Source organism: Pseudomonas sp. GGS8 (assembly GCF_024168645.1).
Classification (GTDB): domain Bacteria; phylum Pseudomonadota; class Gammaproteobacteria; order Pseudomonadales; family Pseudomonadaceae; genus Aquipseudomonas.
In genome coordinates this window covers 2,917,501-2,937,784 of sequence record NZ_JALJWF010000001.1, presented here as the reverse complement: position 1 = coordinate 2,937,784, position 20,284 = coordinate 2,917,501, and the positions used below count along the sequence as shown (strand labels likewise).

The window sequence follows — 20,284 nt, the reverse complement described above, 5'->3', positions numbered from 1 at the left end:
CGGTCCGACTTGCCCGCGAAGGCGTCTTTCCTGATGCACTGCGGTGCGTCGGTTCGCGGGCAAGCCTCGCTCCTACAGGGATTAGCGTCGGCGCATTCGACCTTAAAGCCATGCTACTCCATAGGCTTGGAAAGTGGCTTTTCAAAAAGGCTTGTCGAAGGTGATTTTCGGCTCTTTCCACGGACCTTTGACCGTGTATCTGACGCTGGCAAAGCGCGCCACACGGTCACCGATCAGCTTATCGATCAGGAACAGCGCCCCACCGACGGCTGGCGCACCGACGATCAGCGCGGCAATCGGCAGATTGTTGGTCACCGGCAAGGTCACCAACAGCTTGGCATCAACCTGATCAGCCACCAGGTCCAGGGTGCCGTTGAGTTCCAGGTTGCTCGACGGGCCGGTCAGCAGGATCGGCTCACGGGTCACGTAGACCCCATTGCTCGCGACCAGCAGACCTTTGACCCGGTCATAGCTCAAGCCTTTGCCGAACAGGTCGGAAAAGTCCAGGCGCAAGCGGCGGCCAATGGAGTTGAAGTTGAGCAGGCCAAATACCCGTAGAGCCTGGGCGCTGCCCTCGACTTCAACAAACTGACCTTTATTGAGCGACGCATCAAGGCTGCCGGAGAAGCGCTTGGTGGCCAGCCACGCCGGTGAGCCAGGCCAGCGACCGTCGACATCCATGTGAAACTCTTCACTGGTGACGCTCGGCGCAAAGCCCCAGCCCTTGAGTACGTCGGCGAGGTTCTTGCCACTGACCCGGCCCTTGTACCAACTGCTGGAATTGCCGGGCGTGCCTTCCCAACCGCCGCTGCCCTGCAGGAAGATGCCCTTGAGGCCCATGTCCAGGGAGTTGAGGGCAATGCCCTTGCCGGTCGGGCGAACTCTCAATAGCCAGGCGCCCACCAGATCCTGGCCCTGGAACAGTTGATTGATGGTGATATCCAGTGCCGGGATTTTCGTCGGGTCCACGGTGGCCAGCGGATCCGGCGAATTCTCGTCGGCCAGCACCGTCGGGTCTGGGGCCGGCAAACGTACGTATTGCAGATTGACCGCAATCGGTGCGGCTTTCGCATCAGGGATACCGACGGTGCCCTTAGCCTGCTGACTGTCGAGTTGCAGCGCCCACGCAGACGGTTTACGCGTCAACTGCACCGACGCCTGGTCGAGGGTGGTGCCAAAAGCAATGAGCTTACCGACCTTGAAGTCCGCGCCACTGAGCAATTGCTTGGCACTGCCGCCTGGGTCCTGGCCCGCATACTTGCTTACGAGATCCTGCCAGGGAGCAACATCCAGTTCGGACAATACGCCGCGCACACGCAGGCCTTTGTTGCCGGGCAGCACGGCATCACCACCGCCGAGAAACAACTCGCCGCGACCGTCGACGAAATTGCCGGTCGGTGCCGCAAACGTGAAGTTCGCCAATTCACCGTAGTTGACCCAGTAACGCCGTTCCGGTCCTTGCAGGGTCATGCGGAATACGGTGTCACGCCCGACATCCGCCGCCATGCCGAACGGCGCCGGCAAATCCACCTTCACGCCTTTGAGATTGGAGCTGACTATCAATTGGCTGTCGGCACCATCAAGGTTCAGTTGCAGCTGATAAGGGACCGTACCGGACACCGGCAACGGCTGAGTGACGTTCAGCCATTCGGTGAGTTTCTTGACCTCGACCTGACCCGATGCGGTGACCCGAGTGTTGAGCTTGCCCGCACTGCCATCGGCAAAAATCTGCGCGGTCACGGGCTTGTCGAATGCTCGCGCCGTGATCTTTTGCCCGCTCAAACCCTTGGTATTGTCGAAACGGAAATCGCCCTTCAGTTGTGTCAGTTCCAAGGTGGGCTCGCGCAGCTTCAAACGGGCCTTGTCGGTCTTGAAATCGACGAGGATTTTCGGTCGCTCGCCTTTGACCAGCGGGATATCCAGGTTGAGCTTGCCTTGCAGATCGCCCTCGCCCTCCCAGCCGGCGAAGGTGTCGGCGGTGCCGATCGGTGCTTCCTGCAGAATCTTCAGGCCATCGCCCAACCCACCGGCGAACCCGCCATCGAGGAATAGGTGGGGGCTCTGTCCGGCAGGCACATGAGGAATATTGACGTAGACGTCGTTGACCTGGGTGTCGAGCAATTGCCCCTTGCTCGCGAGAATCCGCACGCCGCTGTCTTCGATGAACACATCGCCGCTGACCTTGCTGACATGCGGCCAACCCGGCTGAAACGCCAGCTCGGCATCGTGAACCTTGAAAAACAGGCTGATGCTGCGAGCCGTCTCGGGGGCGCCATGATTCAGCGCCCCCTGGTACTGGAAGAAACCTTCATCCACCGCGCCTTTGAGAATCGCCGTACGCAGCCATTCGTCCAGCGCCGGGCTCAACACGGCCGGCAGGTACTTGGCGGTGTAGCGACCGTCGCCGTCGACCAGGCCGACGCGCAGGTCCATGTAGTCTTCCTGGGTGTGATCGAAATGCAGGCGGATCAGGAAGTCGCCGGCAATCTTGCCCTCTTCGCCCAGCACCTTCAGGTACGGCGCAATCAGGGTGAAACCTTTTTTGTCGAGTTTCCAGGTCAACCGCGCGTTGGCCTGAATGTATTGCCATGGCTTGGCGAAAATCGGGTCCAGGTGCAAGGAGAAATCCTTGCTGTCCATGCGCAACTCGCCCTGCCCGAGGTCGCCGCTGATGCTGCCGCTGACATTTCGCGCTGCCGGTGCACCGTGATAAGCGTCGAAGCCGACCTTTTCCAGATTGGCGGCAAAGCTGAATTTGCTGTCATCGGTAGCCGCGGGACGCAGGTCGATCAGCACGTTGCGCAAGACCCCGGTGACCTTGAGCCGCTCGACGGCCGTGGCGACACCTTCCGGAAGCGGCCCCAAGGCGTTCAGCAACGGGGTGAGCGGCGTGAGGTCGATGCGGTCGGCTTGCAGATGCAAGAGCTCTGGCACCTCGTCGGTCGCCATGGTTTGTTGAAATTGCAGTTTCGATTCCCAGCGGGTTTCTCCCAGGCTCATCGCCAGGGAATCCAAGGTGACCAGGACGCCTGTGGAGCTGCGCTGGAAATAGCCGTTAAGCGCCAGATTGTTGATCTGGATCGGCTTGCGCTCGGCGTAGGCACCCTTGAGTTGAGGCGCGTTCAAACGGATCGCGGCACTTTGCAGCGCGCCCTCGTGCCAGTTCACCCAGAGCTCGCCACCGGCCTTTATCTCGGAGAAATTCCATTGTTGGGTCAGGCGCTCGGGTAACCATTTCGACCAATCGCTTTGCGGCAGGCTCAGATAAGCATCGACCTCGCCATCCGCCCACTGACTGGCGCGGATACGGGTGCGCAGGCTGATCGCAACCGGCTGGCCATCAGGCAGGGTCAAGCGAGCATCGAGCCGCTGACGCGACACGCCGGTTCGCAAACTAAGGCCAACATAGGTCAGGGTCAGCGGCGGCTGATCCAGCGGTTGCAAGGTCACCTGACTGTCGAGCACCGACAGTTGCTGGACTATCTGCATGCGATTGAGCAGTTGCTCCGGATCCAGCGGCTGATCCTGCTGCACCGCCAACCCCTCCAGCGCCCAATGACCGTCCGCGCTCTCCTTGAGGCTGATCTTCAGGCCGTTGAGCTCCAGATGTGCGATGCGTATTTCGCGCGCCAGCAGGCTGGCCCACAGATCCGGCACCGCACGCACCTGATCCAGGCGCAGGGCATTGGAGCCCTCACCGACCATCACGTCATGGGCCAGCAGAACCGGGGCGAGGCCACTCCAGCGACCTTCCAGTACACCGATATGCAAGGGCATGCCCAAGACGGCGCTGGCTTTGGTTTCGACGTCGGCACGGTATTCGGCCACCAGCGGCGTCAACTCCCGGCCGAGGCTGACGAACAACGCCATCAACACCAAAACCAACGCACACAGGCCCAGACCCCAGCGGGTCAGTGCGGCCAAAATGCGTGTCAGACGGTCCATGTCAGTTGGCTCCCGTGGCAAAAATACTGCAAAAAGCTGAGGCCAGCCGTTCTAATGGAATTGAAATACAACGCTTCAGAGCAGCACCACGTCGTATTGTTCCTGGGAATACATGGTTTCTACCTGAAATCGAATGGTGCGCCCGATAAACCCTTCGAGCTCGGCGACGTTGCCCGACTCTTCATCGAGCAAGCGGTCGACCACTTTCTGGTTCGCCAGCACGCGATAGCCTTCGGCCTGATAGGCGCGGGCCTCACGCAGGATTTCGCGGAAAATCTCGTAGCACACAGTTTCCGGAGTCTTGAGCTTGCCGCGCCCCTGGCAACTGCTGCACGGTTCGCACAGCACTTGCTCGAGACTTTCGCGGGTGCGCTTGCGAGTCATCTGCACCAGGCCCAGCTCGGTGATGCCGATGATGTTGGTCTTGGCGTGATCGCGTTCCAGTTGCTTCTCGAGGGTGCGCAACACCTGACGCTGATGCTCTTCATCCTCCATGTCGATGAAGTCGATGATGATGATCCCGCCCAGGTTGCGCAGACGCAGCTGACGGGCAATGGCGGTGGCGGCTTCGAGGTTGGTCTTGAAGATGGTTTCTTCGAGATTGCGATGACCGACGAAGGCTCCAGTGTTGACGTCGATGGTGCTCATGGCTTCCGCCGGGTCGACCACCAGATAGCCACCGGATTTGAGCGGCACCTTGCGCTCCAGAGCTTTCTGGATCTCGTCTTCGACGCCATACAGGTCAAAAATCGGCCGTTCGCCCGGATAATGCTCCAGACGGTCGGCGATTTCCGGCATCAGTTCGGCGACGAACTGCGTGGTTTTCTGAAAGGTTTCCCGGGAGTCGATGCGGATCTTTTCGATCTTCGGGCTCACCAGGTCGCGCAAGGTCCGCAACGCCAGGCCGAGGTCTTCGTAGATCACGCTTGGCGCGTTGATGGTTTTGATCTGGGCGTTGATCTGGTCCCAGAGCCTGCGCAGGTAGCGGATGTCCATGAGGATTTCATCGGCCCCGGCCCCTTCGGCAGCGGTACGCAGAATGAAACCGCCAGCTTCCTTGATACCTTCTTTCTCCACGCAGTCGGTGACCACTTGCTTGAGGCGTTCGCGCTCGGCTTCGTCTTCGATCTTCAGGGAAATACCGACGTGGGCGGTGCGCGGCATGTACACCAGATAGCGCGACGGAATTGACAGTTGCGTGGTCAGGCGCGCGCCTTTGGAGCCGATCGGGTCCTTGGTGACTTGCACCACCAGGCTCTGCCCCTCGTGAACCAGGGCGCTGATGCTCTCTACCGCCGGGCCTTCGCGCAGGGAAATTTCCGAGGCGTGAATGAAGGCGGCGCGGTCCAGACCGATATCGACGAAAGCCGCCTGCATGCCCGGTAATACCCGCACCACCTTGCCTTTATAGATGTTGCCGACGATGCCGCGCTTTTGTGTGCGCTCGACATGGACCTCTTGCAGGACACCGTTTTCGACCACCGCCACACGCGATTCCATCGGCGTGATGTTGATCAGAATCTCTTCACTCATGGCAGGGTCTCGTTCAGGCATGTTCACGATAATGGCCGCATCTTGTCAGTACGACGCTCAGCGCGCGTTAAGGGTTTGCCAACAGGGTATGCCGAAATGGCCGAGTAGTTCTGCGGTTTCGCACAGCGGCAATCCGACCACCGCCGAGTAACTGCCATTGAGCCCGGCAACGAACACCGCGCCCAATCCTTGAATCCCGTAGCCGCCCGCCTTGTCCCGGGGTTCGCCGCTGGCCCAGTAGGCCGCTGCTTCGTCGCGGTCAATGGTGCGAAAGCGCACCAGACTGCGTACCACCAGAGACTCGCAACGTTCACCATCGTGCACCGCAATCGCCGTCAGCACTTCATGCTCGCAACCGGACAACAGCATAAGCATGGCGCATGCGTCGGCTTCGTCCACCGGCTTACCGAGAATTTTCCCGTCCAGCACCACGGCGGTGTCGGCGCCCAGCACGCAAAAATCTGCGTCGGACACGACCGTCCTGTGCCCGGCCTCGGCCTTGCCGCGCGCCAGGCGCTCGACATAAGCCAATGGGGATTCTTCAGGGAAAGGGGTTTCATCGATGTCCGCGCTGATGGCGGTGAACGGCACGCCGATCTGCGTGAGCAGTTCACGCCGACGCGGCGAGCCTGAGGCGAGGTACAGCTGTTTCATCAAGACATCTCCCTGTCTGGTGCCCTGTCTCACGAATACTGTTCCTTATTGGCGAGACAGAGCACCAGGTGCGAGCACATGCCTGACCGAATTAATTGATTTTGTAGCGTCGACGCAAACCGCGCAAACCGAAGCTGATCCAAGGCCAGAGCAACGCACTGACCAGCGCCGGCAATACCAGCGCCAGGGTCGGCTGACGATTACCGGTCAGGGCGCTCAGCCACAACTGAACCAGTTGGGCGAGGCCGAAGATCACCAGAATCACCAGGCTCTGTTGCCACATCGGGAACATGCGCAGGCGCTGTTGCAGCGACAGCACCAGGAACGTAATGAGTGTGAGGATCAACGCGTTCTGGCCCAGCAACGTGCCATACAACACGTCTTCGGCCAACCCCAGGCACCAGGCGGTCACCATGCCGACTTTCTGCGGCATGGCCAACGCCCAGAAGGCCAACAGCAAGGCCAGCCACAAAGGACGCAGGATCTCCATGAATTGCGGCAGCGGTGAAACGCTGAGCAACATGCCGATGGCGAAAGTCAGCCAGACCATCCAGCCGTTCCGGGAAGAAGTTGCACCGCCCATTATTCTGTTCCCCCAGTGGTGGCCGGCGCGGCGACAGGCGGTTTGGCAGCAGGCTTCACGGCCGCGGGTTTGGGTTTGGTGGCCGTAGGTGCCGTCGCGGGTGGCTTGGCGGCAGCAGGATGGGACGCGGCAGGCTTGACCGGGGTCGCGGCAGCAGGCTCAGCCGCCGGAGTAGCCGGAGTTGTAACGGCAGCCGGTATCACCGACGCGGCCGGTTTCGGCACGGTTGCAGGAATGATCGGCCCGCCACCCTGCCGATCCAGAGCCTCTTGAGCCTGGGCGGCTTCGTTGGCGCGCTCCTCGGCGGTGCGACCATCACTGAACACCAACAGCAGATAACGGCTGCGGTTCAGCGCGGCAGTCGGCACCGCACGCACGATGGCAAACGGTTGACCGGAATCGTGGATGACTTCCTTGACCGTCGCCACCGGGTAACCCGCCGGGAAACGCTGACCGAGGCCGGAGCTGACCAGCAGATCGCCTTCTTTAATATCGGCGGTATCGGCCACATGACGCAGCTCAAGGCGCTCCGGGTTGCCGGTGCCGCTGGCAATCGCCCGCAGACCGTTACGGTTCACCTGCACCGGAATGCTGTGGGTGGTGTCGGTCAGCAACAGTACGCGAGAGGTGTACGGCATCAACTCGACCACCTGGCCCATCAGGCCGCGGGCATCGAGTACCGGCTGACCGAGGATCACACCGTCACGCTCACCTTTATTGATGATGATGCGATGGGTGAAGGGGTTGGGGTCCATGCCGATCAACTCCGCCACTTCGACCTTCTCGTTGACCAGTGCGGAAGAGTTGAGCAACTCGCGCAGCCGAACGTTCTGCTCGGTGAGGGCAGCAAGCTTTTGCATGCGCCCCTGCAGCAGCAGGTTTTCGGTTTTGAGTTTTTCGTTCTCGGCGACCAGCTCGGTCCGGCTGCCGAATTGGCTGGCCACACCTTGCCATAGCCGCTGCGGCAGGTCGGTGATCCAGTAAGACTGCATCAGCACCAGCGACATTTGGCTACGCACTGGCTTGAGCAGTGTGAAGCGGGCATCGACCACCATCAGCGCGACCGATAGCACGACCAGCACCAACAAGCGCACGCCCAGTGAGGGGCCTTTGGTGAAAAGCGGTTTAATAAGCCGCTCCTCCCAGGCAAATGTTCTCTTTATTCATACGGCATCAAACCGGCCTGGATGCAGACTGACAGAAGATAAACACCAACAGGCAGCACTGCAAAGTGCTGCCTGCGGGCTCACCAGCATAGATGCATCGGGCGAGATCACTCGCTCGACAGCAAGTCCATGGTGTGTTTATCCATCATTTCCAATGCACGGCCACCGCCGCGAGCAACGCAGGTCAGCGGGTCTTCGGCAACGATCACCGGCAGACCGGTTTCCTGGGCCAACAACTTGTCGAGGTCGCGCAGCAAGGCGCCACCACCGGTCAGTACCAGACCACGTTCGGCGATATCGGAAGCCAGTTCCGGAGGCGATTGCTCCAGCGCACTTTTCACTGCCTGAACGATGGTGGCCAGCGACTCTTGCAGAGCTTCCAGCACCTCGTTGGAGTTCAGGGTGAACGCACGTGGAACGCCTTCGGCCAGGTTACGGCCACGAACGTCGACTTCACGAACTTCGCCGCCCGGGTAGGCTGTACCGATTTCCTGTTTGATGCGCTCGGCGGTGGACTCGCCGATCAGGCTGCCGTAGTTGCGACGCACGTAGGTGATGATCGCTTCGTCGAAACGGTCGCCGCCAACCCGTACGGATTCGGCATAGACCACACCGTTGAGGGAGATCAGCGCGATTTCAGTAGTACCGCCACCGATATCGACCACCATCGAACCACGGGCTTCTTCAACCGGCAGGCCGGCACCGATCGCAGCAGCCATTGGCTCTTCGATCAGGAACACTTCACGGGCGCCGGCACCGAGGGCCGACTCACGGATGGCACGGCGCTCAACCTGGGTGGATTTGCATGGAACACAGATCAGCACACGAGGGCTAGGCTGCAAAAAGCTGTTTTCGTGAACCTTGTTGATAAAGTACTGCAGCATTTTTTCGCAAACGCTGAAGTCGGCGATCACGCCGTCCTTCATCGGACGAATGGCTGCAATATTGCCCGGCGTACGACCGAGCATGCGCTTGGCCTCGGTGCCGACAGCAACGACACTTTTCTGGTTACCGTGTGTCCGAATAGCCACAACCGATGGCTCATTCAGGACGATACCGCGCTCGCGCACGTAAATAAGGGTGTTGGCAGTGCCCAGGTCAATGGAAAGATCGCTGGAAAACATGCCACGCAGTTTCTTGAACATGGGAAAGGGACCCTAGGCAACGCGTGGGTAAAAAAGTGCGGCAAACTCTAACAACGACAGGGATTTTGGGCAAGGCGCCAATATGTTAAATTGGCCGCTTTTCTGTGCACCAAGCACCACAATCGCGGCCTTGAGACCGTAGATATGCGGTAGTGTTCCGACAATCTAACACACGGACGCGGTCCGTTTTGTTTTCCACTGGAGAATCCCATGGCGCTTGAACGCTCCGACGTGGAAAAAATCGCTCATCTGGCCTGCCTTGGCCTCAATGATGCCGATCTTCCACACATCACTTCGGCCCTGAACAGCATTCTCGGGCTGGTCGACGAAATGCAAGCGGTCAATACCGACGGTATCGAGCCGCTGGCCCACCCACTGGAGGCCAGCCAGCGTCTGCGTGCAGACGTCGTGACCGAGACCAATCATCGCGAGGCCTATCAGTCCATCGCACCAGCGGTCGAAAACGGCCTGTACCTGGTTCCGAAAGTCATCGACTAAAGGGAAAGAGCCTGCAATGCATCAATTGACTCTGGCCGAGATCGCCCGCGGACTCGCCGATAAAAAGTTTTCTTCCGAAGAGCTGACCAAAGTCCTGCTGGCGCGCATTGCCCAGCTCGACCCGCAGCTCAACAGTTTCATCAGCCTCACCGAAGACCTGGCGCTGCAGCAGGCGAAAGCCGCTGACGCTCGTCGGGCCAACGGTGAGAGCGGCGCCCTGCTTGGCGCGCCGATCGCTCACAAAGACCTGTTCTGCACCCAGGGCATCCGTACCAGCTGCGGCTCGAAGATGCTCGACAACTTCAAGGCGCCGTACGACGCCACCGTGGTCGCCAAACTGGCGGCTGCCGGGACCGTGACCCTGGGCAAGACCAACATGGACGAATTCGCCATGGGGTCGGCCAACGAGTCGAGCTACTACGGCGCGGTGAAGAACCCGTGGAACAAGGAATGCGTTCCAGGTGGTTCGTCCGGTGGTTCGGCGGCTGCGGTAGCCGCTCGTCTGTTGCCAGCGGCGACGGCAACCGACACTGGCGGTTCGATCCGACAACCGGCAGCCTTTACCAACCTCACCGGCCTGAAACCGACGTACGGTCGTGTTTCGCGCTGGGGCATGATCGCTTACGCGTCCAGCCTCGATCAGGGAGGCCCGCTCGCTCGTACCGCCGAAGACTGCGCGATCCTGCTGCAAGGCATGGCCGGTTTCGACCCGCAGGACTCCACCAGCATCGACGAGCCCGTGCCTGATTACAGCGCCGGCCTCAACGGTTCGCTGCAAGGCCTGCGCATCGGCGTGCCGAAGGAATACTTCAGCGCCGGTCTCGACCCACGCATCGCCGACCTGGTCATGGCCAGCGTCGAAGAGCTGAAAAAGCTCGGCGCCGTGGTCAAGGAAATCAGCCTGCCGAACATGCAGCACGCGATTCCTGCGTACTACGTGATCGCTCCGGCAGAAGCGTCCTCCAACCTGTCGCGTTTCGACGGTGTGCGTTTCGGCTATCGCTGCGCAGACCCGAAAAACCTGGAAGACCTGTACAAGCGTTCCCGTGGCGAAGGTTTCGGCCCGGAAGTGCAGCGCCGGATCATGGTCGGCGCCTATGCGCTGTCGGCCGGTTACTACGACGCCTACTACCTGAAGGCCCAGAAGATTCGTCGCCTGATCAAGAACGACTTCATGGCAGCCTTCAATGAGGTCGACATCATCCTCGGCCCCACCACGCCGAACCCGGCCTGGAAGCTCGGCGCCAAAAACAACGACCCGGTCTCTGAGTACCTGGAAGATGTCTACACCATCACCGCCAACCTCGCCGGCCTGCCGGGCCTGTCCATGCCGGCAGGTTTTGTCGATGGCCTGCCGGTCGGCGTGCAACTGCTCGCCCCGTATTTCCAGGAAGGTCGCCTGTTGAACGTTGCCCATCAGTATCAGCTAAACACTGACTGGCACACCCGTACCCCAACCGGCTTCTGAGGAGAAACACATGCAATGGGAAGTCGTGATCGGGCTGGAGATTCATACCCAGCTCACTACCCGGTCGAAAATCTTTTCCGGTAGTTCCACCACCTTCGGTTCCGAGCCGAATACCCAGGCCAGCCTGGTTGACCTCGGCATGCCCGGCGTACTGCCGGTGCTGAACCAGGAAGCGGTGCGCATGGCGGTGATGTTCGGCCTGGCCATCGATGCCGAGATCGGTCAGCACAACGTGTTCGCCCGTAAAAACTACTTCTACCCGGACCTGCCCAAGGGCTACCAGATCAGCCAGATGGAATTGCCGATCGTCGGCAAGGGCCACCTGGACATCGCTCTAGAAGACGGCACCGTCAAACGCGTCGGTATCACCCGCGCGCACCTGGAAGAAGACGCCGGTAAAAGCCTGCACGAAGAGTTCAACGGTGCCACCGGCATCGACCTGAACCGTGCCGGCACGCCGTTGCTGGAAATCGTTTCCGAACCGGACATGCGCAGCGCCAAGGAGGCCGTGGCTTACGTCAAGGCGATCCACGCGCTGGTACGCTACCTGGGCATCTGCGACGGCAACATGGCCGAAGGCTCGCTGCGTTGCGACTGCAACGTATCGATCCGTCCGAAAGGCCAGGCCGAGTTCGGTACGCGCTGCGAGATCAAGAACGTTAACTCGTTCCGCTTCATCGAGAAGGCGATCAACAGCGAAGTACAGCGCCAGATCGAGCTGATCGAAGACGGCGGCAAGGTGATCCAGCAGACTCGCCTGTACGATCCGAACAAGGACGAAACCCGTCCGATGCGTAGCAAAGAGGAAGCCAACGACTACCGTTACTTCCCCGATCCGGACCTGCTGCCGGTGGTCATCGAGGACTCGTTCCTCAATGACGTACGCGCCACCCTGCCGGAGCTGCCACCGCAGAAACGCGAGCGCTTCCAGGCGCAGTTCGGGCTGTCGGTGTATGACGCCAGCGTCCTGGCCACTAGCCGTGAGCAAGCCGATTACTTCGAGAAAGTCGTGAGCATCAGTGGCGACGCCAAACTGGCGGCCAACTGGGTCATGGTTGAACTGGGCAGCCTGTTGAACAAGCAAGGCCTGGACATTGACCAGTCGCCGGTTTCGGCCGAGCAACTGGGCGGCATGCTGCTGCGCATCAAGGACAACACCATCTCCGGCAAGATTGCCAAAGTGGTGTTTGAAGCCATGGCCAACGGCGAGGGCAGCGCGGACGAGATCATCGACAAGCGCGGCCTCAAGCAAGTGACCGATACCGGCGCGATCTCGGCGGTTCTGGACGAGATGCTGGCGGCCAACGCTGAACAGGTCGAACAGTACCGCGCGGCAGACGAAGCCAAGCGCGGCAAAATGTTCGGCTTCTTCGTCGGCCAGGCCATGAAAGCCTCCAAAGGCAAGGCCAACCCGCAACAGGTCAACGAACTGCTCAAAAGCAAGCTCGAAGGCTGATGAGAATGGAGCCAGATCTCAAGCCTGGCTCCATTCCCTGTGGGAGCGGGCTTTTGTGGCGAGGGGGCTTGCCCCCGCTGGGTCGCGAAGCGGCCCCAATATCTGGATTCGGGTTGCATCTGACAAACCGAGTGCTCAGTTATTGGGACTGCTGCGCAGTCCAACGGGGGCAAGCCCCCTCGCCACATAAGCTCGCTCCCACATTTGTTTCAGGGATACCTTTTATGAAACGTCTGCTCAGCGCCTGCGCCCTGCTCTCCCTGCTGGCCGGTTGCGCCAGTACGGATACCATCGATCCACACGGCTACGACAAGACCGGCACGGCTTCGTATTACGGCGCCAAGCATCATGGCAAACGCACCGCCAGCGGTGAGCGCTTCAACCAGCATGGCCTGACCGCCGCCCATCGCCAGTTGCCATTCGGCACCCGGGTGAAGATTACCAACCTGAATAATGACAGGTCCTGCGTGGTGCGCATCAACGACCGTGGACCGTATTCCAGTGGGCGTCTGATCGACGTGTCCCGTGAAGCGGCCGAACAGTTGGGTATGCTGCGCAGTGGCACCGCGAAGGTTCGCGTGCAAGCCCTCGACGACTGATAGACGGAGCGCTGACTATTTTCGGACTGGCCGATTTACCCCTGATCAGCGTGATTGAATTGCTCAGCGGTCTGTTTTTACTGATCGCCGGCGCCGAACTGATGGTGCGCGCCGCCGTACGCCTGGCCGCGCGTCTGCATGTACGGTCACTGATCATCGGCCTGACCATCGTGGCCCTCGGCAGCAGCGCGCCGCAGATGGCGATCAGCCTGCAAGCCACCCTGGCGCAAAACGCCGACATCGCCGTTGGCAGCGTGATCGGCAGCAGCATCTTCAACATCCTCGTCACACTCGGGCTCTCGGCACTGATTATTCCGTTGCGGGTTTCACGGCAATTGGTGCGCCTGGATATTCCACTGATGATCGGCGCCAGTCTGCTGGTGTTCGTACTGGCGTGGAATGAAGAACTGACCCGGGCCGATGGCGTGATACTGCTGACCGCGCTGGCGCTGTATCTGGGCTTGCTACTGCGCCAGTCGCGGCACTCGACACGCCCGCCATCGGCGCCTCATGAAGCGCCGCAGGCACCGTGGTTCAGCAGTCTGCTGATGATTGTCGCCGGGCTGGCAATGCTGGTATTCGCCGGGCATCTACTGCTTAGTGCCGCAGTGGCGGTCGCGACCGACCTAGGGTTGTCGGAGCGGATCATCGGCCTGACCATTGTCGCCGTCAGCACCTCCCTGCCGGAACTGGCCACTTCGTTGATCGCCGCGCTGCGCGGTCAGCGGGACATCGCGGTGGGCAACGTGATCGGCAGCAACCTGTTCAACCTCTTGGGCGTACTTGGGCTGACCGCGTTGATCGCGCCGTCACCGCTGTCGGTCTCGCCCAACGCGCTGGACTTCGATTTGCCGGTGATGCTCGGAGTCGCGGTGCTGTGCCTGCCGGTGTTCTATTCCGGCTACCGGGTGACCCGTGCCGAAGGTCTGCTGTTTTTGGGCTTGTACCTGGCCTATGGGCTGCACGTGGTGTCGTTCACCACAGGCATGCCGCTGGCCGGCAAGCTTGAACACCTGATGCTGTTTTTCGTTCTGCCGGCACTGGTGGCATTTTTGCTGTTCACCTCGCTGCGCGCCTGGCGTCGCCAACACCACAAGAGGGAATTGCCATGAGCACTGATAAAAAGCCTGGGGTTGAAATCCGCCGCCAAGTGATGGGCGACGCGTTCGTCGACCGCGCCTTGGGCAACGCCACCGAATTCACCCAGCCGCTGCAGGACTTCGTCAATGAGCACGCTTGGGGCGGCGTGTGGAATCGACAAGGTTTGCCGCTGAAAACCCGCAGCCTGATCACCCTCGCCGCGCTGACCGCGTTGAAGTGCCCGCAAGAATTGAAAGGCCATGTGCGCGGTGCGCTGAACAATGGCTGCACCGTGGAAGAGATTCGCGAAGCGCTGCTGCATTGCGCGGTATACGCCGGCGTGCCAGCGGCGATCGAGGCGTTTCGGGCGGCGCAGGAAGTGATCGCTACCTATCAGAAGCCGGAGTAGGCAGATCTATCGCCTTCGCGGGCAAGCCTCGCTCCTACAGGTTTTATGTCGTTCGCATATATTGCGTTCGGCGAAAATCCTGTAGGAGCGGGGCTTGCCCGCGAATGGATCTGAAGAACACCGCAAATCACGAGGCTAGATCCACCCACCCCACTGCAACAAAAAGATCCCGATGTTGGTGGTAACCGCCGCCATCAGCGTAGTAATCACAATGATCGCCGCCGCCAGTTCATGATTGCCATTGGCCTGCCGGGCCATGACGAAACTGGCCGCGGCGGTTGGGCTACCGAAGTACAGAAACAGAATCCCCAACTCCGCCCCACGAAAGCCCCAGAGCCAGGCACCCAGCGTCGCCAGGACCGGCAGGCCGATCATCTTCACCAAGCTTGAACTCAGTGCCATCGACCCGCTTTTGCGCATTGCCGCCAACGACAACGTGCCACCGATGCAGATCAATGCCAATGGCAAGGTGGTCTGCGCCAAATATTGCCCGGACCTCTCCAGCCACCCCGGCAAGCCGATCTGGAACCAGGCAAATGGCGCGGCCGCAAACACGCTGATAACCAGCGGATTGACCATCACGCTTTTGCAGATGCTCCACGGATCAGATTTGATGACCGGGCTGTAGACCGCCAGCACAATGGTCGAGAGCGTGTTGTAGAACAGGATCACCAGCGCCGCGAGAATCGCCCCGAGGGAAATGCCATAGTCACCGTACATGCTCGCCGCCAGGGCCAGGCCGATTACCCCGTTATTGCCGCGAAACGCACCTTGGGTGTAGATGCCACGATCTTCCCGCGGGCATTTCCAGATCGCCCAACCCCAGGCAATCGCAAAGCACACCAGGGTCGCGACCGAGAAGTAGATCAGCAGCGCCGGTTGCAACGCAGCGTGCAGGTCGGCATGCAAGATGCCCAGAAACAGCAAGGCCGGCATGGTGACATTGAACACCAGGGCCGACGCGGTATGGATGAAGTTGTCGTTGATCCAGTCGATGCGCTTGAGCAGCACCCCCAGTAACAGCATGGCAAACACCGGCGCGGTGATGTTCAGGGTTGCGAGGAAAATAGCCAGCATGCCGGGGGAACCTTGGGTGGGCGTCGTTAGGGGGCTAATGATAAGCCACCGGAGACATCGGCGTCTGGTAGACAATCTTCGCTGGCAAGTCGGATCAGCGGTGCGGCGACCCGACGTGCCAGCGAAGGCGTCCTAGTAAACGCCACATTAACCTCAGGTTACTTACCGATAGAAATCTTCGGTGCCCACGTCAGCCATTCATCTTCAAACTTGTCGAACAGCGGGAACGTTTGCTCGGGCCGCGCCGGGACACCCATGCGCTCGCCATCCGGTGTAGCAAAGGCGATACCACCCTGGATCAGCGTCTCCAGAGACTCGGTGCGTATGGTTGCTCCTTTGAACAAGCCGTAGTCAAAACCAAAACCACTGGTGTTCCAGAACCGCGTGCCACTGCGTACCAACGGCGCATACTTCGGCTCGATCAGAATATGTACCAACACTCGATCCGCCGTCTGGCCCAGTTCATAGCCAGTCACCTTGCCCACCGTGATTTCGCGATAGGTGACGGGCACACCAGTCTTCAGCGAACCTCGACGAGCAGCACTCAATACCAGGCTCAAACCGGCCTCTTCCTTGGCGGTTTCCGGGGGATTGATCAGTGCTATGAAGTCCTTTTGCGGACCGAGGTTCTTCGGCGCCGGTTGCACTTCGACGTACTGCCCTGTCACCAGTGTCTCAAGGTTGGACGTCTTGATCAGACCCAATTCAGGCTTGACCACCCAGAACTGGCTGCCCACCCGAGCGATACGCTCCGGCACCTCAGTGATCCGCGCGGTCAGCAGCACCGATTGCAGGTCATCACTGAGGTCGACGTCTTCGATCTTGCCGACGTCCAGGCCTTTAAACCGAACCGGGGTGCCCGTGCGCAGACCATCGGCGCGATCAACCCTGATCGTCACCACGGCGCCTTTCTGGCTTGCCTCTTCATGGCTGGCGAACAGACGGAAACGCGGAATGCGCTTCTGCAACGGCGCTTTGGCTTCCGGGGTTTCGAAAGCAATACCGCCAGCCATCAGACTTTGCAACGACTCACTTTTGACTTGAATGCCGCCGGTCAGCCCCCCCGTCAGCGTAATGCCGCTGGCATTCCAGAAGCGCGTCGAGGCGTTGACCAGCCCTTCGTATTCCTTCTCTATGTGCACACCAATCACCAACTGCTTTTTGGTGCGGGAGAACTGGTAGCTCTGCACCGATCCCACCTTGACCTGCTTGTAGAGAATTGGACTACCGACTTCCAGTGAACCAAGATTTTCGGTGAACAGCACCAGGTGCAGGCCCGGCGAACGCAGATCCAGTGGCGGTGCCTTGGCCCGGGCTTCGAACTCGCGTTGCGGTGCGCCGCCCTTGTCGCCAGGGCGAACGGCGATGTAGTTACCTTTGACCAACGCTTCCAGACCGGTGATACCGGCGAGCGAAATCGACGGTTTGACCACCCAGAACTGCGTGCCGGTGACCAGGTAATCCTCGGCCAGTGGGTCGAGCGTCAGCTCGGCGGTCGCACTGGACAGGTCTGGGTCAATCTTGAGCGCTTTCAGATTGCCGACCTGGATGCCTTTGTACATCACTGGCGTACGACCGGCCTGCAGGCCCTCGAAATCGCTGAGTTTGACCTTGACCCGGATGCCAGCGGCGGCTGCATCGAAGTCTTCGTAGAGACGGAACGGCAGGCTTGGATCGGTGGGCGGGCTGTCCTTGCGGTTTTCCGGCGTGGCAAACGCAATACCACCGGCGACGATGCTGGCGAGGGACTCGCTACGCACTTTCACACCAGAGAGGTTGGCGTCGATACTGATACCGCTGGCATTCCAGAAACGCGTGTGTTTGCGTACCAGACTGGCGTAGGTCGGCTCGATGAAAACTTTGAGTTCAACGGTGTTCTGGTCCGCGGACAGCAAGTAGCTTTTAATCTGACCGACCTGGATCTGCTTGTAGAACACTGGGCTACCGCGATTCAGCGAACCCAGACGATCAGCCTTGATGGTCAGGTGCAAACCGGGTTTGGCGTCCGACATTGGCGGCTCTTCGGCCAAGGCCTTGAACTTGCGGGTCGGTTCGCCCTCTCCCGGGCTGACGGCCACATAGTTACCCGAGACCAGCGTCTCCAGGCCCGTGATGCCAGCCAGGGTTACGCTCGGTTTGACCAGCCAGAAACGCGTGCTGGTCTTGAGGTATTGCTCCACATCCTTATTCATCTCGATGGTAGCGATCACGCCTTTTGAGCCGCCTTCGTCATCGAGTGTGAGGGCTTTCACCTTACCGACCGACATGCCTTTGTAAACGACTTCGGTCTTGTTGGCCTGAATACCTTCGCCGCTTTCGAAGCGCACATGGATCTCGATGCCTGTCTCGCTATAGGCACGCCAGGCGAGCCAGCCGCCAATGAGCAAGGCGATCAGGGGCAACACCCAAATGGCAGACCAGTTAGAGGCCGGTCGAGTTTTCGCTGTAGGCAAATCAGTCATGGTCGTCGTCCGACTCCGTGTTATCCCAAATCAGTCGGGGATCGAAAGTTACTGCGGCAAGCATCGTCAGAATCACCACACTGGCGAAGGCGATGGCGCCAAGATTGGCTTCGACGCTGGCAAGCCGTCCAAAATTCACAACCGCCACCAGGATAGCGATCACAAAAATATCGAGCATCGACCAGCGGCCAATGAACTCGATAAAGCGGTACATCCAGATACGTTGGCGAGCGGAGAGTGGCTGGCGGCGCTGCACCGAAAACAGTAGCAGCCCGATGCCCACCAGTTTGAACGTAGGTACCAGAATACTGGCAATAAAAACCACAGCCGCGATTGGAATCATGCCGTGCTGAACCAGCTGGATCACGCCGGACATGATGGTGCTCGGATCTCCCTGCCCCAGGGAACTGACAGTCATGATCGGCAGCACATTGGCCGGGATATAAATAATCGCAGCCGTGACCAGCAGCGCCCAGGTACGCATCAGGCTATTCGGTCGGCGGGCATGAACCAAAGCACCACAACGGGTGCAGACCTGCTCGTCGGTACCGGCTTCCTGCTTGTTCAACTCGTGGCATTCGGCACAAACCAGAATGCCCGCATCAATCGCCCGCATGGGCATCTTCTCCTGATAAAGCCTGCCAGATCTGGTGCGGTGACATCACCACTTCCAGCCAGATCTGAACCAACAACAAACTGATAAAGCACGCCAGACCAAGACCTACGGTAATCGCCGCCATATCGGCCAATTTGACGATCGCGACCAACACGCCCATGAGGTAAACCTCGAGCATCCCCCAGTCCCGTAGATGGTGATAAATGCGGTAGAGCAGCAAACCGTAGCTGCGTCCGATATCGAATCGGATACTCAGCAATACCACCAATTGGCAGAGCAGCTTGAGCAGCGGAATCCCCATGCTGCAGAGAAATACCACTGCTGCTACGCCCTGCATACCGGTATCGAACAGGCCGACAACACCACTCCAGACAGTGTCATTCGATGACTGTCCGAGTAGATGGAGCTGCATGATGGGTAAAAAGTTCGCAGGGATATACAACAACAGTGCGGCAATGACCAAGGCGAGACTGCGCTGCACGACATTGTGCCGATGGGCATACAGCTCATAACCGCAGCGTGGACAAATGGCCTTCTCACCAGGGGCGAGTTCAGGCTTGCGCATCAGCAAGTCGCACTCATGACACGCCACCAAACCGTCCAGTGGTAAATCTGACAGCCCTGGGGCGTCAACCGGATCTGGCATAAAGGCTCTGGCTCCAAAAATGTTGGACCTATTCTAGTGTCCTGACTCGAAAATAACTGTGCAATTTTGTGTTGCCAGCGAAGTAGACTTTTTCTGCGGACAAAACAAAACCCCTACCTGCGTACGCAGATAGGGGTTTCGGAATTTAATCTTGACGATGACCTACTCTCACATGGGGAAACCCCACACTACCATCGGCGATGCATCGTTTCACTTCTGAGTTCGGGATGGGATCAGGTGGTTCCAATGCTCTATGGTCGTCAAGAAATTCGGGTACCGAACCGTCTTTCGACGCTTCAGCAAATTGGGTATGCGATAGTTTGTGTGTTGTGCGAACTTTCGGTTCATTGCGTCTTCACACACCGCAATCTGGCCTTTCGACTCAAATTGCTTGGGTGTTATATGGTCAAGCCTCACGGGCAATTAGTATTGGTTAGCTCAACGCCTCACAGCGCTTACACACCCAACCTATCAACGTCGTAGTCTTCGACGGCCCTTCAGGGGACTCAAGGTCCCAGTGAGATCTCATCTTGAGGCTAGTTTCCCGCTTAGATGCTTTCAGCGGTTATCTATTCCGAACATAGCTACCCGGCAATGCCACTGGCGTGACAACCGGAACACCAGAGGTTCGTCCACTCCGGTCCTCTCGTACTAGGAGCAGCCCCTCTCAAATCTCAAACGTCCACGGCAGATAGGGACCGAACTGTCTCACGACGTTCTAAACCCAGCTCGCGTACCACTTTAAATGGCGAACAGCCATACCCTTGGGACCGGCTTCAGCCCCAGGATGTGATGAGCCGACATCGAGGTGCCAAACACCGCCGTCGATATGAACTCTTGGGCGGTATCAGCCTGTTATCCCCGGAGTACCTTTTATCCGTTGAGCGATGGCCCTTCCATACAGAACCACCGGATCACTAAGACCTACTTTCGTACCTGCTCGACGT

General features: G+C 59.4%; 16 protein-coding genes and 2 rRNA genes (1 of these 18 cut by a window edge). 6 read left to right on the top strand and 12 right to left on the bottom strand.

What is annotated here, in order from left to right:
- Positions 1-141: 141 nt before the first annotated feature.
- The 6 genes from J3D54_RS13160 to mreB all read right to left on the bottom strand — a co-directional run bounded on the left by J3D54_RS13160 (position 142) and on the right by mreB (position 9,026).
- A complete protein-coding gene (locus J3D54_RS13160) occupies positions 142-3,945 on the bottom strand; it encodes a YhdP family protein (RefSeq protein ID WP_253418722.1) in 3,804 nt (1,267 codons plus the stop codon).
- 75 nt (positions 3,946-4,020) lie between these two features.
- Entirely contained in the window at positions 4,021-5,478 is a 1,458-nt protein-coding gene (gene rng / locus J3D54_RS13155; protein ID WP_253418720.1) for a ribonuclease G, read from the bottom strand.
- A 57-nt stretch (positions 5,479-5,535) separates the two neighbouring features.
- A complete protein-coding gene (locus J3D54_RS13150) occupies positions 5,536-6,132 on the bottom strand; it encodes a nucleoside triphosphate pyrophosphatase (protein WP_253418718.1) in 597 nt (198 codons plus the stop codon).
- Between the two features lie 91 nt (positions 6,133-6,223).
- A complete protein-coding gene (gene mreD / locus J3D54_RS13145; protein ID WP_086944700.1) occupies positions 6,224-6,715 on the bottom strand; it encodes a rod shape-determining protein MreD in 492 nt (163 codons plus the stop codon).
- A complete protein-coding gene (mreC, locus tag J3D54_RS13140) occupies positions 6,715-7,845 on the bottom strand; it encodes a rod shape-determining protein MreC (protein ID WP_367399650.1) in 1,131 nt (376 codons plus the stop codon). The genes mreD and mreC overlap by 1 nt, the downstream gene beginning before the upstream one ends.
- Positions 7,846-7,988: 143 nt before the next feature.
- Positions 7,989-9,026 carry a rod shape-determining protein MreB gene (gene mreB, locus J3D54_RS13135; protein ID WP_002555108.1) on the bottom strand — a complete coding sequence of 346 codons (1,038 nt, stop codon included), beginning with the start codon at positions 9,024-9,026 and terminating at the stop codon, positions 7,989-7,991.
- A 210-nt stretch (positions 9,027-9,236) separates the two neighbouring features.
- On the opposite strand from mreB, the gene gatC reads away from it, so the two are divergent.
- The 6 genes from gatC to J3D54_RS13105 all read left to right on the top strand — a co-directional run bounded on the left by gatC (position 9,237) and on the right by J3D54_RS13105 (position 14,536).
- The gene (gene gatC, locus J3D54_RS13130) at positions 9,237-9,524 is read left to right on the top strand and encodes an Asp-tRNA(Asn)/Glu-tRNA(Gln) amidotransferase subunit GatC (RefSeq protein WP_007901429.1); all 288 of its coding nucleotides are present in this window, start codon (positions 9,237-9,239) and stop codon (positions 9,522-9,524) included.
- Between the two features lie 16 nt (positions 9,525-9,540).
- The gene (gene gatA, locus J3D54_RS13125) at positions 9,541-10,992 is read left to right on the top strand and encodes an Asp-tRNA(Asn)/Glu-tRNA(Gln) amidotransferase subunit GatA (RefSeq protein WP_253418712.1); all 1,452 of its coding nucleotides are present in this window, start codon (positions 9,541-9,543) and stop codon (positions 10,990-10,992) included.
- A 10-nt stretch (positions 10,993-11,002) separates the two neighbouring features.
- Entirely contained in the window at positions 11,003-12,448 is a 1,446-nt protein-coding gene (gatB, locus tag J3D54_RS13120; protein ID WP_253418709.1) for an Asp-tRNA(Asn)/Glu-tRNA(Gln) amidotransferase subunit GatB, read from the top strand.
- A 224-nt stretch (positions 12,449-12,672) separates the two neighbouring features.
- Complete coding sequence (locus J3D54_RS13115) at positions 12,673-13,047, top strand: septal ring lytic transglycosylase RlpA family protein (RefSeq protein ID WP_253418706.1); 375 nt, start codon at positions 12,673-12,675, stop codon at positions 13,045-13,047.
- 50 nt (positions 13,048-13,097) lie between these two features.
- Positions 13,098-14,159, top strand: coding sequence for a calcium/sodium antiporter (locus J3D54_RS13110; RefSeq protein WP_253418703.1), 1,062 nt, complete (start codon positions 13,098-13,100; stop codon positions 14,157-14,159).
- Positions 14,156-14,536: a carboxymuconolactone decarboxylase family protein gene (locus J3D54_RS13105; RefSeq protein ID WP_253418700.1), complete on the top strand. Its 381-nt coding sequence runs from the start codon at positions 14,156-14,158 to the stop codon at positions 14,534-14,536. The genes J3D54_RS13110 and J3D54_RS13105 overlap by 4 nt, the downstream gene beginning before the upstream one ends.
- Positions 14,537-14,671: 135 nt before the next feature.
- Here J3D54_RS13105 and J3D54_RS13100 read toward each other — a convergent pair whose 3' ends face one another.
- The 6 genes from J3D54_RS13100 to J3D54_RS13075 form a co-directional block, all read right to left on the bottom strand.
- A complete protein-coding gene (locus tag J3D54_RS13100) occupies positions 14,672-15,613 on the bottom strand; it encodes an AEC family transporter (RefSeq protein WP_253418697.1) in 942 nt (313 codons plus the stop codon).
- Positions 15,614-15,771: 158 nt separating this feature from the next.
- Positions 15,772-18,075: an intermembrane transport protein PqiB gene (locus tag J3D54_RS13095; RefSeq protein ID WP_253418694.1), complete on the bottom strand. Its 2,304-nt coding sequence runs from the start codon at positions 18,073-18,075 to the stop codon at positions 15,772-15,774.
- Positions 18,068-18,691, bottom strand: a complete 624-nt coding sequence (locus J3D54_RS13090) for a paraquat-inducible protein A (protein WP_253418691.1) — start codon at positions 18,689-18,691, stop codon at positions 18,068-18,070. Before J3D54_RS13090 ends, J3D54_RS13095 begins: the two co-directional genes overlap by 8 nt.
- Positions 18,678-19,337, bottom strand: a complete 660-nt coding sequence (locus J3D54_RS13085) for a paraquat-inducible protein A (protein WP_253418688.1) — start codon at positions 19,335-19,337, stop codon at positions 18,678-18,680. The genes J3D54_RS13090 and J3D54_RS13085 overlap by 14 nt, the downstream gene beginning before the upstream one ends.
- Positions 19,338-19,486: 149 nt before the next feature.
- Positions 19,487-19,602 (bottom strand): 5S ribosomal RNA (gene rrf / locus J3D54_RS13080).
- A 137-nt stretch (positions 19,603-19,739) separates the two neighbouring features.
- Positions 19,740-20,284, bottom strand: a 23S ribosomal RNA gene (locus J3D54_RS13075); it runs 2,347 nt beyond the window's last position.

What these genes read in the sequence shown, in the direction of transcription:
- J3D54_RS13160 (WP_253418722.1), bottom strand. Translation starts at nt 3,945, where the DNA reads ATGGACCGTCTGACACGCATTTTGGCCGCACTGACCCGCTGGGGTCTG.
- rng (WP_253418720.1), bottom strand. Translation starts at nt 5,478, where the DNA reads ATGAGTGAAGAGATTCTGATCAACATCACGCCGATGGAATCGCGTGTG.
- J3D54_RS13150 (WP_253418718.1), bottom strand. Translation starts at nt 6,132, where the DNA reads ATGAAACAGCTGTACCTCGCCTCAGGCTCGCCGCGTCGGCGTGAACTG.
- mreD (WP_086944700.1), bottom strand. Translation starts at nt 6,715, where the DNA reads ATGGGCGGTGCAACTTCTTCCCGGAACGGCTGGATGGTCTGGCTGACT.
- mreB (WP_002555108.1), bottom strand. Translation starts at nt 9,026, where the DNA reads ATGTTCAAGAAACTGCGTGGCATGTTTTCCAGCGATCTTTCCATTGAC.
- gatC (WP_007901429.1), top strand. Translation starts at nt 9,237, where the DNA reads ATGGCGCTTGAACGCTCCGACGTGGAAAAAATCGCTCATCTGGCCTGC.
- gatA (WP_253418712.1), top strand. Translation starts at nt 9,541, where the DNA reads ATGCATCAATTGACTCTGGCCGAGATCGCCCGCGGACTCGCCGATAAA.
- gatB (WP_253418709.1), top strand. Translation starts at nt 11,003, where the DNA reads ATGCAATGGGAAGTCGTGATCGGGCTGGAGATTCATACCCAGCTCACT.
- J3D54_RS13115 (WP_253418706.1), top strand. Translation starts at nt 12,673, where the DNA reads ATGAAACGTCTGCTCAGCGCCTGCGCCCTGCTCTCCCTGCTGGCCGGT.
- J3D54_RS13105 (WP_253418700.1), top strand. Translation starts at nt 14,156, where the DNA reads ATGAGCACTGATAAAAAGCCTGGGGTTGAAATCCGCCGCCAAGTGATG.
- J3D54_RS13100 (WP_253418697.1), bottom strand. Translation starts at nt 15,613, where the DNA reads ATGCTGGCTATTTTCCTCGCAACCCTGAACATCACCGCGCCGGTGTTT.
- J3D54_RS13095 (WP_253418694.1), bottom strand. Translation starts at nt 18,075, where the DNA reads ATGACTGATTTGCCTACAGCGAAAACTCGACCGGCCTCTAACTGGTCT.
- J3D54_RS13090 (WP_253418691.1), bottom strand. Translation starts at nt 18,691, where the DNA reads ATGCGGGCGATTGATGCGGGCATTCTGGTTTGTGCCGAATGCCACGAG.
- J3D54_RS13085 (WP_253418688.1), bottom strand. Translation starts at nt 19,337, where the DNA reads ATGCCAGATCCGGTTGACGCCCCAGGGCTGTCAGATTTACCACTGGAC.